Here is a 13,546-nt window from a genome sequence, read left to right on the forward strand (position 1 = left end):
ATCGTCGGCGCGCCGATCCGGCTGGCGGCGGGCCTCCTCGCCGCGGCCTTCTCGATCCACGCGCTGCTCCCGGTGCTCGACAACGCGATCGCCGCCGCCCGGCACGACGGGGCCGCACTCCTGCGGCTGCTGGCGCCCTGAGGAGGCGGGATGGCCGCCAAGCAGCAGGACCGGAGCAGCCGTACCGAGAAGCCGACCCCGCGCCGGCTCCGCAAGGCGTACGAGCAGGGGAACGTCCCGCGCAGCCCGGATGTCGGCCAGGCTGTGAGTCTCGCGGCGTTCCTTCTCTGGGCCTGGGCGGGCGCGGGGGCGATGCTGTCGGGGCTGGCGCGCGAGCTGCGGTTGTCCCTGGCGGGGGCCGCGGGACCGATCTCGCCGGAACGCCTTCTCGAGCGCGCCGCTTCCTCGGGTCGCGACGCCCTTCTCCTGATGGCGCCGCTGCTCCTCCCCCTGCTGGTGCTCTCGGTGGTTGGCCAGATCGCGCAGTCGGGCTTTCACCCGCGCAAGCAGCCGATCCCGTTCGAGCTGAACCGGGTGAACCCCGTGGAGGGCCTCAAGCGCTTCGTGACCGTGGAGAAGCTCGTCGCGGCCGGAAAGGCGTTGCTGCGCGTCGCTCTCTACGCCGCGGTGGCCGCCCTCGTGATCGTGCCGGAGTGGCCGCGGGTGGTGGAGCTGGCCGCGGGAACGCCGCTGCAGATCCTGCAGGCGGCGGCGGCCATGTCGCTTCGCGTCCTCTTCCGCGCCCTGATTCTCGGCGCGGCGCTGGCGGCCTTGGACTACGCCTTCACCCGGTACCGCTGGTACCGGAACCTCTACATGACGAAACAGGAGATCCGGGACGAGGCGAAGGAAAACGAGGGCGATCCGCTGGTCCGGAGCCGCCTCCGCGCCCGCCAGCGGGACGCGGCCCGGCGTCGCATGATCGCGGGCGTCCGGACCGCAGACGTCGTCGTCACCAACCCGGTCCACGTCGCCGTCGCCCTTCGATACCGGCAGGCGGTCATGAACGCGCCGGTCGTCGTCGCCAAAGGAAGAGGCTACATCGCCCAGCGGATCAAGGAGGAGGCGAGAAAGCACGGGGTGCCGATCGTCGAGGATCCGCCGCTGGCGCGGGCGCTGGACCGCCTGTGCGAGGTCGGGCTGCCCATTCCGGAGGCGCTCTACCGCGCGGTGGCCGAGGTGCTCGCCTACGTGATGGGCCGGCGCCGCGGGCCGTACCGGACGCACCCCGAGGTCGATCCGCAGCGTGAGGAGGCCACCCGATGAGCACGGCGCTCGCCCAGCCGGCACCGGTGGCGGCCCGGGCACACGCCTCCCTGCCGCTCGCGATGATTCTCACCCTCGCCCTCATCGTGGTGCCGCTGCCCTCGGCGCTGCTCGACGTCCTGATCACGCTCAACCTCTCGACCAGCATCGTCGTCCTGCTGGTCGCCATGTACGTTCCGGGGCCGACGCAGTTCTCCGCGTTTCCCTCGCTGCTTCTCCTGATGACTCTCTTCCGGCTGGCGCTGAACGTCGCCTCGACCCGCCTCATCCTGACGCGGGGCGACTCCGGCACCTCGGCCGCCGGTGTCGTCATCCAGGCCTTCGGCAACTTCGTCGTCGGTGGTTCCTTCGTCGTCGGTGCGGTCATCTTCATCGTCATCCTCGTGATCCAGTTCGTCGTCATCGCCCACGGGTCCACCCGCATCTCCGAGGTGATCGCGCGTTTCACCCTCGACGCGATGCCGGGAAAGCAGATGGCCATCGACGCCGACCTGAACGCCGGCCTGATCACCGAGCGCGAGGCGATCGAGCGCCGGGCGATGATCCAGCGAGAGGCGGAGTTCTTCGGGTCGATGGACGGTGCGGTCCGTTTCACCCAGCGTGATGCGATCGCATCGCTCCTGATCACCCTGGTGAACATCGGCGCCGGGCTGCTGATCGGGGTGCTGCAGCACGGGATGACCGCCGCCGAGGCGGTGCGGACCTACTCCGTTCTGACGATCGGCGATGGCCTGGTGACCGCCGTGCCCGCCCTGCTGGTGGCGGTGGCCGGCGGAATCATCACCACGCGCGCGGCACAGGAGCGGAACCTCGGCGAGGAGGTGATCGGCCAGATTCTCCTCAATCCCCAGCCGCTGCGGATCGCTTCCGGCACGCTCCTGGCGCTCGCACTGGTTCCCGGCCTGCCCAAGGTCGCCTTCCTGCTGCTGTCGGCGGCGGTCTTCGGCGCGTCCCGGGCCGCCGAGGCGTCGCGGCGGGCCAGGGAGGAGGCTCCGCCCGCCGCGGAGACCCAGCCGCCGGACGTCGAGGACGACGTGGAGCCGTTGCTCGGCGTCGATCCGATGTGCATCGAGATCGGATACGACCTGATCGCCGCGGTGGGAGCCGACAGGCCGGGCGGGATTCTGGACAAGATCAAGGGTCTGAGGCGTCAGATCGCCTCCGAGCGGGGCTTCGTCCTGCCTCCGGTCCGCGTGCGGGACAACCTCCGGCTCCCGCCCGACCGCTACGTCATCCTCCTGCGGGGCGTGAAGGTGGCGGAGGGCACGATCCCGAAGGGGCGCTTGCTGGCGCTGGAGGCCGGTGTCACGCGGCGCATCGAGGGGGAGCCGACGCGGGATCCGGCTTTCGGCCTGCCGGCGGTCTGGATCACCGCGGACCGGGCCGACGAGGCGCGCGCCGCCGGCTACACGGTCGTCGATCCGCCGGCGGTGCTCTCCACGCACCTGATGGAGGTGATCAACCGCAACGCTGCGGAGTTGCTGGGACGGGAGGACGTCGCCCGCCTCCTCGACCACCTGCAGAAGACCCACCCGAAGGCCGTGGCCGAGCTGGTCCCCGAGCGGATGACGGTGGGGGAGGTCCACCGGGTGCTGCAGGGGCTGCTCCGCGAGGGCGTTTCGATCCGCGACCTCCCGCTCATCGTCGAAACGCTGGCCGATGCGGCCGCCGGCACCCGCGACACCCAGGCGCTGGTGGAAGCCTGCCGGCGCGCGCTGGCTCGCTCGATCACCGAGCCGCTGCTCGACGGCGACGGAGTCTTGAAGGCGGTCGCGCTCTCCCCGGAGCTCGAGGAGGAGCTGACGCAGGGGCTCGTGCCCGGCCAGGACAACACGCCGCCGCAGCCCCTCGATCCGCGCCGGGCCCGCGACATCGTCGGCCGGATCCTGACGGCGGTCGCCGGCGCCGGCGGCAACGCCGCCATCGTGGTCGGACCTCAGCTCCGCCCGTTCCTCGCCGCCCTGATCCGGCCGCAGCTACCCCACACACCCGTTCTCTCCACGCTGGAGGTTCCGCCGGAGGTGACGCTCCGCGCGGTGGCGACGGTGAGCTGAGATGGTCGTGAAGACGTTCAGGGGGCGGACGGCCGCCGAGGCGCTCGCCGAGGCGCGTGAGGCCTTGGGGGCCGACGCGCTCGTGCTCGAGACCCGGCGCTCCGGGACCGCCGTGGAGGTGGTGGCGGCGGCACAGCGGCCGGGCGCGCGACCGCACCTTCCGCCTCCCGGGGAGCGGGAGACGCTCGGCCGTGACGCGGTCGCGCTGCGCGACATGCTGACCGCGCGGGGTTTCAGCCTCGTGCTGAGCGAGCGGATCGCCGCCGCGGCTCAGGCCAATCTCTCCGCGGAACAGCTCGCCGACCGGCGGACCGCCCGCGCCTACGCACGCGATCTCCTCGCGCTGATCCTCTCGCAGGCGCCGGAGGCTCCCGTCGGCTCGCTCGTCGCGCTCGTGGGCCCGCCAGGGGAGGGGAAGACGACCACCGCCGCCAAGATCGCGGCGCGGGCCCTGTACCGAGCGGGCCGCCCCGTCGTGCTCGCTTCGGCCGATACGCGGAGGCTCGGCGGGGCGGAGCAGATGCAGGCCTTCGCCCGCGCCCTGGGCGCTCCGTTCCGGCTCGTCCGCGACGCCGGCGGGATCGACGAGGCGAGGCGCGCCGCGGGGCCGAGCGGTCTCGTGGTCGTCGACACGCCCGGAGTGGCGCGCGGCGACGCGGAGGGCATCGCCGCCCTCGCGAGGTTGCTCGAGAGCGCGCGCCGCAGCGAGGTGGAGCTGATTCTCGCAGCCGACCGGGACGCGGAGACGCTGAGCGACACGGTCCGCCGGTTCGAAGCGCTCCGCCCCGGATGTCTCGCGGTGACCCGGGCCGACGAGACCGCATCGCCCGGCCAGGTGGTCACGGCCATCGCCCGCTGCGGGCTTCCGGTGCGCCATGTGGCGCGCGGGCCGGAGATTCCGGACGACCTCGAGGCCGGTGATCCGGCGCTGATCGCGGCGTGGGCCCTGGCGGACGCCGCGGAGGCGACACCGTGAACGGACGCCGCTACCCGCGATCGATCCGGCGAGCCCGGCGGGCGCTGGCTCTGGCGATCGCGTCCGGCAAGGGCGGCGTCGGGAAGACGACCGTCGCCGGGAACCTCGCCCTCGCCCTCGCCCGGACCGGTCTGTCGGTGGTCGTCCTCGACGGAGACCTCGGCCTCGCCAACGTCGACGTGCTGCTCGGCATGACGCCCCACCGCACGCTCGAGCACTTCTTCCGCGAAGGGGTTCCGATCGAGGAGATCGTCCACCGCGGGCCGGGCGGGGTCGGGGTGGTGCCGGCCGGATCCGGCATGCCGGAGCTGACGCGCCTGACGCTCGACGAATTGGTTCGGCTCGCAGGAGCGATCGACGCCCTGCGCGCCGAGTGCGACGTGCTTCTCATCGACACACCGGCGGGCATCGGTGACGACGTGTCGCGCCTCGCGCAGCTCAGCGATCGCGTCCTGCTCGTCACCTGGCCCGAGCCGACGGCGCTCGTGGACGCGTACGCGGTCCTCAAGGTCTTCCGCCGCCAGAGGCCCGATCTCGAGGTGGGCTTGCTGGTGAACGGGGTTGCCGACGCGGCGGAGGCGGAGCGGGTTCACCGGCAGCTCGACCGCGCGGCCTTGCGCTTTCTGGGCCGGGGGGTGGCGCTGCAGGGCCACGTCGTCCGGGACGAGGCGGTCCGCGAGGCGTCGCGCCGCCAACGCGCCGTCGTCGCCGTCAGTCCGCTTTCGCCGGCGGCACGCTGTTTCGAACGGCTGGCGCTTCGGATCGCGGCGCTTGCCGGCGCCTACATGCGGGGGGTCACCGGAGAAGAAACCGGAAACGCGGTTCCGGCGGAGCTGGTGCATTGAAGGGCAAGGAGAAAACGATGCGTGACACCCCGCTCGTCGACCCCGACGTCGAGTGGACCGCGGAAGCCCGGATTCCCGGTTCCCCGGCGCGCGAGCGCCTTCTGCTCGCCCACGTGGGCCTGGTGAAGTACCTCGCCCACCGGATCGGGTCGCGGCTCGCCGGCCAGGTCGACTACGACGACCTCGCCGGCGACGGACTGCTGGGGTTGATCGAGGCAGTCGACCGCTTCGACCCGAAGCACAACGTCCAGTTCAAGACGTACGCCGAGTCCCGGATCCGCGGCGCCATCCTCGATGGCGTGCGCTGCCGCGACTGGGCGCCGCGCTCGCTGCGCCGGGCGGCCCGCAAGCTCGAGTCGGCCATCCAGGCCGTCGAGGCGAGGAATCACCGGGAAGCCACGGACGAAGAGATCGCCGAGGAGCTGCAGATCTCCCTCGACGAGTTGCAGGCGCTCTACATGCAGGCCAGAGGGGTCCGACTCGGCGCCCTCCCCGACACGGAGGAGGAGGGCCCCGGCCCGGTCGACCCGGGCGCCGACCCGCTGGATCACGTCGAGGCGAAAGAGCGCCGCGAGCTGGTCGCCGAGGAGATCAAGCGCTTGCCCGAGCGCGAGCGCATGGTGCTGAGCCTCTACTACGAGCGTGGGATGACCCTCAAAGAGATCGGCCAGATCCTGGACGTGACCGAGTCCCGCGTCTGCCAGATTCACACCCGCGCCGTCGCGCGTCTCAGGGCGCGGATCGCCGAACGCGTGAAGGTTCCGGAGGAGGTGAGATGAGAAACGCCTCGCCGCGTGGGCGCCGGAGGAGCCGGCCGTGAGCCGCCTGCTGACCCAGGAGGAGGTCGACGCCCTGCTCGCATCCTTCGACGCGGGCGAGGGGAAGGAAACGCCCGGGCGCGAGGTGCCGTACGACCTGCGCGCCCCGATGATCCTCGCCGGGGAGAGGCTGGCGATGGTGCTGGCCTCCTGCGACCGGCTCGCCCGGCACCTCGGTGACGTCGTGACCTCGCTGATGGCCGCCGACCGCCCGGTTCGGGGCACCTTCACCGGGCTGGTCCAGCAGCCGGCGGCGACCGTCCTGGCGACGCTCTCCGCCACCGAGCCGGTGGGCCTGCTGCTCGACGAGCACGGCGAGGCCGTCGGCGGGCTCTCGTTCCAGACGGAGCTGGGCCTCGCCGTCGTGGACCGCCTGCTCGGAGGGAGCGGAGCCGTGGCCGACCGGCAGGTTCCCTCGCTGTCGATCGTCGAGACGAGGCTCCTCGGCGAAGCGATGGCGCGCGTCGCCCGCCACCTCGACCAGCACACCGTGCTCGCCCCGGTCCGGCCGGGCCCGCTCGAGACGGCTCCCGTGTTCGGCAAGCTCGCGGCGCGCGGCGGCACCCTCGCCACCGCGATGTTCCGGCTCGCCACGCCGATCGGGGATGCGGTGTGCCGCCTTCTGATGACGCCCGTCCTCGCCAACCGCCTCCTCGCCGAGGAACCCGACGAGCGAGGCGGCCCGACGCCGCCCGAACTCGAGCGGGCGCTGGACGGCGTTCCGGTCCGGGTCGCGCCGGTGGTGCACGGGGCGACGCTCCGCATGGGCGACGTGAAGAGGCTACGGCCCGGTCAGATCGTCCAGCTGGACGTGCGCGAGGAGGATCCGCTGGCCGTGCGCCTGAACGGCGAGCTTCTGGCCCGCGGGCAAATGCGCAGCGACGGCCGCCAACGGTGGTTCGAGATCAGGGAATTCGTTCGCGCTCCGGCCGCCGGATCGGACGACGGCTGATCCGCGGAGCGCCTGGAAGGAGATCGACGTGAGCGAGACGAAGCAGGACAAGGGTTCCGGTGCCGGCGCCGCGACGGCCGAGCCGCCCCGGGACGAAGGCCCCGGGACGGCCGGTGCCGCTCCGCCGCAGCCGCCCCGGGAAGACGCCGCCGCTCCGGATGCCGAGTCCGCGCCCGCCGGGGCGGACTCCGCCGGCGGCGCCGCGATTCTCGAGAAACTCGAGCTACCGGTCGAAATCCGGTTCGGGAGCCTCACCTGGCCGCTGGGGAAGGTCCTCGAGCTGCGCGTCGGCGACGCCCTGCCGATCGGCCAGGAGGACGACGACGCCGTGACTCTCGTCGTGCAGGGCCGGCCGTACGCGAAGGGCGATCTGGTGGTCGTCGACGGCCGCTTCGCTTTCCGCGTCGCGTCGCTGCTGGGAGGAGACGAGTGATGCCAAGCCTTCCGTTGCTCCTGATTCTCGGACTGCAGGTCCTGTTCAACCTCGCCGTTCTCGCTCTGGTCGTTCTGCTCCTCCGGCGGGAGCCCCGGGGCGTCCCCGCGGCCACCCCGCGCGCGGGGGCCAAGCCGCGTTCGCGCGAGACCGGTCCGCCGCCGCACCTGGCCGGCCTCGTCGCCCAGGCGGAGCGGGGAGAGGAACTCGTCGCCGAAGCGGGCCTCAAGGAGCGGTTGGCACGCTTCGCGCAGGGAGCGGAGGGGTGACCGCCGGTGACCGGCGCGCTCCCGGCCCTCAGGGTGGGCGGCCTGTACCGGGCCCGGGCGTTGCGGCTGCTGCCGGACGGACGAGTCCGGCTGCAACTCGGCGGCGGGACGGTGACGGCGAGAGCGTTGCGGCCGGTCCGCGCCGGACAGGCCCTCGTCGTCGAGGTCGTGCGCCTCTGCCCGGAGGTGGTGCTCCGCGTGCGCGCGGCCGGGAAAGATCTGCCGGGTGGGTAGGAAGGATCGTCCCCCGCGAGGCCTGCGAAGCGCGCGCGGGGCGGGCCTCCGCGCGGAACGGAGCTTGCTAATCGCGGAAGGGGAGGAGAAGAGGATGTTCCCGCAGCTCTACACGGCCGCATCGGGGTTGATCGCCGGCGAGCGGGCCCTCGAGCTGGTCACCAACAACCTCGCGAACGTCCGCACGCGCGGCTACCGGCCGGACAGACCGGTCTTCTCCAGCTACCTGCCGCCGGGATCCGCGCCGCGCGCCGCGGGCCCGGCAGGGCCGGTTCCGCGCGGCGTGGCGCTCGCCGGAAGCTACCGGCCCGATCTCCCGGGCCCGATCCGGCCGACCGGGGCGCCGCTCGATCTCGCGATCCAGGGAAAGGGCTGGTTCCGCGTCGCGACCCCGCGCGGTCTCCGCTTGACGCGCGACGGTTCGTTCCAGCGGGATGCGGAAGGGCGCCTGGTGACCGCGGCGGGCGATCCGGTGCTCGACGACCGCGGCCGCCCGATCCGCCTGCCGGCGGGGCGCGTGGAGATCGCCACCGACGGCACCGTGCGGGCGGGCGATAACGTGATCGCGCGCATCGGCCTGGCCGACGCGGAGGGGCGGGAGCTCGAGCGCGAGGGCGGTTCGCTCTGGCGGCCCGCCGGCACCCCGCCGGTTCTCGCGGCCGGCGAGACGCATCTCCTCCAGGGGCATCTGGAGGAATCCGGTGTCAATGCGACCGAGGAGCTGGTCCGCATGATCGAGGCCCAGCGCATGTTCGAAATGCAGCAGCGCATGGTTCACCTGACGGCGAACGAGCTGGCGCGCCGCGCGCTCGAGATCGGTAACCCGCGTTGAGGATGACCCGGGGCCGAGCGGCCCCGATGACCGGAGGTCGAAGCGATGGAACGGTCACTGTGGACGGCGGCGACGGGGATGGCGGTCCAGCAGACCAACATGGACGTCATCGCCCACAACCTGGCGAACGTCAACACCACCGCGTTCAAGAAGACGCGCGCCGAGTTCCAGGATCTTCTCTACCAGACGATCAATGCGCCCGGCACCGCCTCGAGCGCCTCGACGAATCTGCCGGCCGGTATCCAGATCGGACTCGGCGCCCGCACGGCCGCGGTCAAGCGCCTGTTCCTCCAGGGGGATTTCCGGCCGACCGACAATCCGTTCGACCTGGTCATCGAGGGGGACGGCTTCTTCCGGCTGACCCGGCCCGACGGTACCGCGGTGTACACCCGTGACGGGGCGTTCACGACCGACGAGAACGGCAACCTGGTCAACGCCCTCGGCTACGCGCTCGATCCGCCGCTGACGATTCCCCAGGACGCGAAGGGTCTGACGGTCGGGCGCGACGGCACCGTCTCCGTCCGCCTGTCGGACGAGACGGTGAGCCAGATCGGCAACATCGAGTTGGCGAGCTTCATCAATCCGGCCGGCCTGCAGGCCATCGGAGGGAACATGTTCGTCGCCACCGTGGCCAGCGGTGACGAGATCATCGGGACGCCCGGCCAGGACGGGCTCGGTGAGATCGGACAGGGATTCCTCGAAACCTCCAACGTGAGCATCGTGACCGAACTCGTCGACATGATCTCGGCCCAGCGTGCCTATGAGCTGAACTCGCGATCGGTGCGGGCGTCGGACGAGATGCTCCGTTCGCTGGCTCAGCTCGTCCGGTGACGGGAGGCCCGAGGTGACGCTCGCCGCACTCGCGCTCCTCGCCGCCGCCTCCGGCGCCGCGCCCGAAACCGCGGCGCTGGTCGTGAGGCTTCGCCCGGCGGTCAGCGCGCCGGCGGAGTCCTCCCTGCGGCTGAGCGACGTCGCCGATCTCTCCGGTCCGCTGGCGGAGCGGGCGGCGGCCGTCGCGCTCGGCCCGGCGCCGGCGGCGGGGCGCCGCCGCGGCCTCTCCCGGCTCGCGGTGCGCTCGGCGCTGGAGCGGTCCGGCGTGCCCTCCGGGCGCGTGCGCTTCGACGGGGCGCGAGTCGTCCAGGTGACCGGCCTCGGCCAGCCGGTCGACACCGAGCGCGTGCGCCGCGCCATCGAGAGGGCTCTTCCCGAGTTCTTTCCCGGCCTCACCGTGCGAGTGGAGGAGGTCGCCGTGCCGCGCACGCTTCTCGTGCCGCCCGGCGACTACGAGGTCGAACTTCTCCGGCCGCGTCGTGCCCCGGTGACGGGGAAGCTCCGCCTTCCGGTCGAGGTGCGGCCCGCCCGCGGGAAGCCGGTGCGGACGGGCGTCCTGGCCCGGATCGCCGCGGAAGGCCCTCAGGTCGTCGCGAGGCGGGACGTGCCGCGCGGCGCCGTGCTGACGGCGAGGGACGTGGCCGTGGAGACGCGGCCGCTGCGTCCGGGCGGGCCATGGCTCGCCTCCCCGGCCGAGGCGGTGGGACGGATCGCCCGCCGCGGGCTGCGCGCCGGCGAGCCGGTCCCCGCCGGCGTGCTGGGCGGCGCGCAGGCGGTCGAAGCGGGTCAGAGCGTCGTCGCCGTGTACCGCAGCGGCGGCGTCACTCTCACCCTCGAAACGGTGGCCCGGGCCGGGGGAGGCGTCGGCGCCGTGGTACCGGTCGCCGGACCCGGCGGCCGAGGGGTCGTCAAGGCGCGAGTGGTGGCGCCGGGGCGGGTCGAGGTGATCGGCTCCGACGCCGCGCCGGCCGTGGAGTGAGACGGTGATGGCAGACAAGGCGCGCTTCCAGGTGGCACTCTTCGTCCTGGGGATGCTCGCGGCGGGATGCGCGACGACGCCCGGTCCCCAGCCGGGAGTCGACTACGGCCGGCTGCCGCCGCTCAACATCGCACCGCCCCCCGAGTACCTCTCCGAGGGATCGCTGTTCAACGAGAGCGGCGCGGCCGATCTGGTGGCCGATTTCCGCGCACGGCATCCGGGCGACGTCCTGTTCGTGACGGTGACCGAATCGTCGCTCGGATCGACGACCGCCGACAACAAGCTCGACAAGTCCTCTTCCCTCAAGCTCGAGGCCCCGGTGATCTTCGGCTGGGAGAACAAGGCCAAGGGAGGACTCGGACCCGATTTCGATCCGGCGGTCGCGCTCGATGCCTCGACGACCAAGAGCTTCGAGGGGCAGGGGGAGACGACCCGCCAGGGGCACCTCTCGGCGAGGATCGCCGTGCGCGTGGTGGCGGTCGGTTCGGACGGGAGGATGGTGGTCGCCGGGTCCAAGCAGATCACGGTGAACCACGAGACGGAGACGCTGACGCTCGCCGGAATCGTGCGTCCCGAGGACATCGGCCCCGACAACTCCATCCTTTCGTCGCAGATCGCCGATCTGACGATCCGCTACGGCGGGAGCGGGGACGTGGCCGACGTGGCCCGGCAGGGATGGTTCCACCGGTTGATGGCGAAGATCTGGCCGTTCTGAGCCGTGGAGGATCGTGGGATGCGTCGCGATCGGTTGGTGGCCGCCGCTCTTCTGGCGGCAGCGCTGTCGGCGGGGGCGGTCCCGGCGGAAACGCCGGCCGACGATGGCGGCGTCGCTCTGCGGGACGTCGTGGACATCCGTGGCGTCCGCGACAATCAGCTCGTCGGCTACGGCCTCGTCGTCGGGCTGGCCGGTACGGGCGACGGCACCCAGGCCAAGTTCACCATCCAGAGCCTCGCCAACGCCCTCAAGCGGATGGGCGTGGTCGTGCCCCCCTCCGCCATCCGGGTGAGGAATGCGGCCGCCGTGATGGTGACGGCAGAGCTGCCTGCCTTCGCCCGGCCGGGAACGCGCATCGACGTCAACGTCGCGTCGATCGGCGACGCGAAGTCGCTCACCGGGGGAACGCTGCTGAGGACGCCGCTGCGCGGCCCCGACGGCCGGATCTACGCCCTCGCCCAGGGCCCGGTCAGCCTCGGCGGCGGGTTCGCCGCCCAGGGGGCCGGCGCCTCGGTCACCAAGAATCACACGACCACCGGCACGATTCCCGGCGGCGCCCTGGTGGAACGGGCCGCCGGGGCTCCGCTCGAGGGCCGAGACAGCTTCGACCTCCAGCTCCGCCAGCCCGACTTCCGCACCGCACAGCGGATCGAAGAGGCGTTGCAGCGGGAATTCGGCGCGCCGCTGGCGCACGCGGTGGACGCCGGCACCGTGCGGCTCTCCGTTCCCGCCGGCTACGCCGACCGGCCGGTCCAGTTCCTGGCCCGGGCGCTCGGCGTCCCCGTCCATCCGGAGGCGCCGGCGCGGGTGGTCCTCAACGAGCGGACCGGAACGGTGGTCCTCGGCGGCGATGTGCGGCTCTCCCGCGTCTCCGTGACGCACGGAAACCTGACGATCAGCGTGGTCGACCGTTACGCGGTCAGCCAGCCGGCTCCGCTCTCCCCGAAGGGAGAGACGGTCGTGGTTCCCGAGGGCGAGGTGGTGACCGAAGAGGAGCAGGGACGGACCCTGAGCCTCGGCGAGGGGACGCGGGTCGAGGAGCTGGTCGAGGCGCTCAAGAAGATCGGCGTGACCCCGCGAGACATGATCGCCATCTTCGAGGCGATCCGCGCCGCGGGAGCGCTCCACGCCGAGCTGGTGGTGATCTGATGGGCGGGCCGGCGGCGATCGTCCCGGCGTCGGGTCCCCGGGAGGACAGGGAGGCGGTCCGGCGGGCGGCGCGCGGGCTGGAGGCGGTGCTCCTCCGCCAGATGCTGGCCGCCATGGAGCGGGCGCAGTTGGAGGAGGGGCTTTTCGGCCGCTCCGCCGGGGCCGGGGCGCGGCAGACGACCTTCGAGATCCTTCTCACCGAGGCCCTGGCGGAGGCGGAGCCGCTGGGGCTCGCTCCGCGCGTGGCCGAAGAGCTCCTCGGCCCCCCGCAGGAACGTGACATTGTCCGGACCGGTTCACATATTTCCAGCAGAAGGGGTCAAGTCGCACCCCTTCCGGCCGAAGAGATCTACGGAACCGACTGGGCCGCGGCGGGATCGGAGCGCGCGGCCCCGGAGAACGAACGATGAAGATCCCCGGATCCGACCCGCTCCACCGGCTGCGGGACCTCCTGGACCGGCTCGAGGGCGGGCGCACCGCCGGGCGGGCCGGGCCCGGATCGAGCGAGGGCCCGGCGGAAAGCGGCGGGGCCGACAGCGTGCAGCTCTCCGAGCGGGCCCGCGAGCTCCAGCGCCTCCGCGCGGCGCTCATGGAGACACCCGACATCAGGCAGGAGCTGGTGGACCGCCTCCGGGACGAGATCGCCTCCGGCCGGTACCGGATCGACGGCACGCGGATCGCCGACGAACTGCTCCGGGAGGCGGACCGTCTCGCCGTTCCCGCCGACGATGGCCGCGGCGACGCCTGAGGCCGCCGTTTCGGCGGGCCTCGCTTCGATCCTGAACGCGGAGGCGGAGCTGTTCGACCGGCTGGCGGCGCTCGCCCGCGAGCAACGGGAAGCCCTGCTCGCCGCCGACCGCGATCTGCTCGAGCAGCTCGCCGCGCAGGCGCACACCCTCGGCACCCGTTTCACCCTGCTCGACGCGGAGCGGCGTCGGCTCGAGGAGGAATCCGGACCGCAGGGGGTGCCGGCCGACGAGGAGGCGGCCGCCGCACGGGAGCGGGCGGTGGCGGCGCTCCGGCGCCTTCTGGAGCAGGCGGCGCTCTCGGGCGCCGTGTTCGCACGCCTGGGCGACACGGTGGCCGTCCGGCAGGCGGCCGTCTCGGCCCTGTTCGGGGCGAGCTACCTTCCCGACGGACGCGCGGCCGGGCTGCGGGGCGCGGGCCTGGCGCTGTCGAAGGAGGGCTGAGCG

The 13,546-nt window shown here is 72.8% G+C and carries 17 protein-coding genes; all 17 read left to right on the plus strand.

Features of this window, described 5'->3' with window-relative positions; translation table 11 throughout:
• Positions 1 to 150: 150 nt before the first annotated feature.
• On the plus strand, positions 151 to 1,266 hold the full coding sequence (locus tag D6718_03615) for an EscU/YscU/HrcU family type III secretion system export apparatus switch protein (GenBank protein RMG47376.1): 1,116 nt from the start codon (positions 151 to 153) through the stop codon (positions 1,264 to 1,266).
• Positions 1,263 to 3,320, plus strand: a complete 2,058-nt coding sequence (gene flhA, locus D6718_03620; GenBank protein ID RMG47377.1) for a flagellar biosynthesis protein FlhA — start codon at positions 1,263 to 1,265, stop codon at positions 3,318 to 3,320. Before D6718_03615 ends, flhA begins: the two co-directional genes overlap by 4 nt.
• Before the next feature lies 1 nt (position 3,321).
• The gene (locus tag D6718_03625) at positions 3,322 to 4,296 is read left to right on the plus strand and encodes a hypothetical protein (GenBank protein RMG47378.1); all 975 of its coding nucleotides are present in this window, start codon (positions 3,322 to 3,324) and stop codon (positions 4,294 to 4,296) included.
• A complete protein-coding gene (locus D6718_03630; GenBank protein RMG47379.1) occupies positions 4,260 to 5,141 on the plus strand; it encodes a MinD/ParA family protein in 882 nt (293 codons plus the stop codon). Before D6718_03625 ends, D6718_03630 begins: the two co-directional genes overlap by 37 nt.
• 17 nt (positions 5,142 to 5,158) lie before the next feature.
• Positions 5,159 to 5,920: a FliA/WhiG family RNA polymerase sigma factor gene (locus D6718_03635; GenBank protein ID RMG47380.1), complete on the plus strand. Its 762-nt coding sequence runs from the start codon at positions 5,159 to 5,161 to the stop codon at positions 5,918 to 5,920.
• 37 nt (positions 5,921 to 5,957) lie between these two features.
• A complete protein-coding gene (locus tag D6718_03640; protein RMG47381.1) occupies positions 5,958 to 6,911 on the plus strand; it encodes a hypothetical protein in 954 nt (317 codons plus the stop codon).
• A 22-nt stretch (positions 6,912 to 6,933) separates the two neighbouring features.
• Positions 6,934 to 7,344: a FliM/FliN family flagellar motor switch protein gene (locus D6718_03645; GenBank protein ID RMG47382.1), complete on the plus strand. Its 411-nt coding sequence runs from the start codon at positions 6,934 to 6,936 to the stop codon at positions 7,342 to 7,344.
• Positions 7,344 to 7,613, plus strand: coding sequence for a hypothetical protein (locus D6718_03650; GenBank protein ID RMG47383.1), 270 nt, complete (start codon positions 7,344 to 7,346; stop codon positions 7,611 to 7,613). Before D6718_03645 ends, D6718_03650 begins: the two co-directional genes overlap by 1 nt.
• 6 nt (positions 7,614 to 7,619) lie before the next feature.
• Positions 7,620 to 7,847: a hypothetical protein gene (locus tag D6718_03655; GenBank protein ID RMG47384.1), complete on the plus strand. Its 228-nt coding sequence runs from the start codon at positions 7,620 to 7,622 to the stop codon at positions 7,845 to 7,847.
• A 94-nt stretch (positions 7,848 to 7,941) separates the two neighbouring features.
• Complete coding sequence (locus D6718_03660; GenBank protein ID RMG47385.1) at positions 7,942 to 8,679, plus strand: flagellar hook basal-body protein; 738 nt, start codon at positions 7,942 to 7,944, stop codon at positions 8,677 to 8,679.
• A gap of 45 nt (positions 8,680 to 8,724) precedes the next feature.
• A complete protein-coding gene (gene flgG, locus D6718_03665) occupies positions 8,725 to 9,510 on the plus strand; it encodes a flagellar basal-body rod protein FlgG (GenBank protein RMG47386.1) in 786 nt (261 codons plus the stop codon).
• Between the two features lie 13 nt (positions 9,511 to 9,523).
• On the plus strand, positions 9,524 to 10,489 hold the full coding sequence (flgA, locus tag D6718_03670) for a flagella basal body P-ring formation protein FlgA (protein ID RMG47387.1): 966 nt from the start codon (positions 9,524 to 9,526) through the stop codon (positions 10,487 to 10,489).
• Between the two features lie 7 nt (positions 10,490 to 10,496).
• Complete coding sequence (locus tag D6718_03675) at positions 10,497 to 11,204, plus strand: flagellar basal body L-ring protein FlgH (GenBank protein ID RMG47388.1); 708 nt, start codon at positions 10,497 to 10,499, stop codon at positions 11,202 to 11,204.
• A gap of 18 nt (positions 11,205 to 11,222) precedes the next feature.
• A complete protein-coding gene (locus D6718_03680; protein RMG47389.1) occupies positions 11,223 to 12,353 on the plus strand; it encodes a flagellar basal body P-ring protein FlgI in 1,131 nt (376 codons plus the stop codon).
• Entirely contained in the window at positions 12,353 to 12,763 is a 411-nt protein-coding gene (locus D6718_03685) for a hypothetical protein (GenBank protein ID RMG47390.1), read from the plus strand. The genes D6718_03680 and D6718_03685 overlap by 1 nt, the downstream gene beginning before the upstream one ends.
• Positions 12,760 to 13,101 carry a flagellar biosynthesis anti-sigma factor FlgM gene (flgM, locus tag D6718_03690; GenBank protein ID RMG47391.1) on the plus strand — a complete coding sequence of 114 codons (342 nt, stop codon included), beginning with the start codon at positions 12,760 to 12,762 and terminating at the stop codon, positions 13,099 to 13,101. Before D6718_03685 ends, flgM begins: the two co-directional genes overlap by 4 nt.
• On the plus strand, positions 13,082 to 13,543 hold the full coding sequence (locus D6718_03695; protein RMG47392.1) for a hypothetical protein: 462 nt from the start codon (positions 13,082 to 13,084) through the stop codon (positions 13,541 to 13,543). The genes flgM and D6718_03695 overlap by 20 nt, the downstream gene beginning before the upstream one ends.
• The last annotated feature ends 3 nt before the right edge of the window (positions 13,544 to 13,546 follow it).

The organism is Acidobacteriota bacterium, assembly GCA_003696075.1.
Lineage (GTDB): Bacteria > Acidobacteriota > Polarisedimenticolia > J045 > J045 > J045.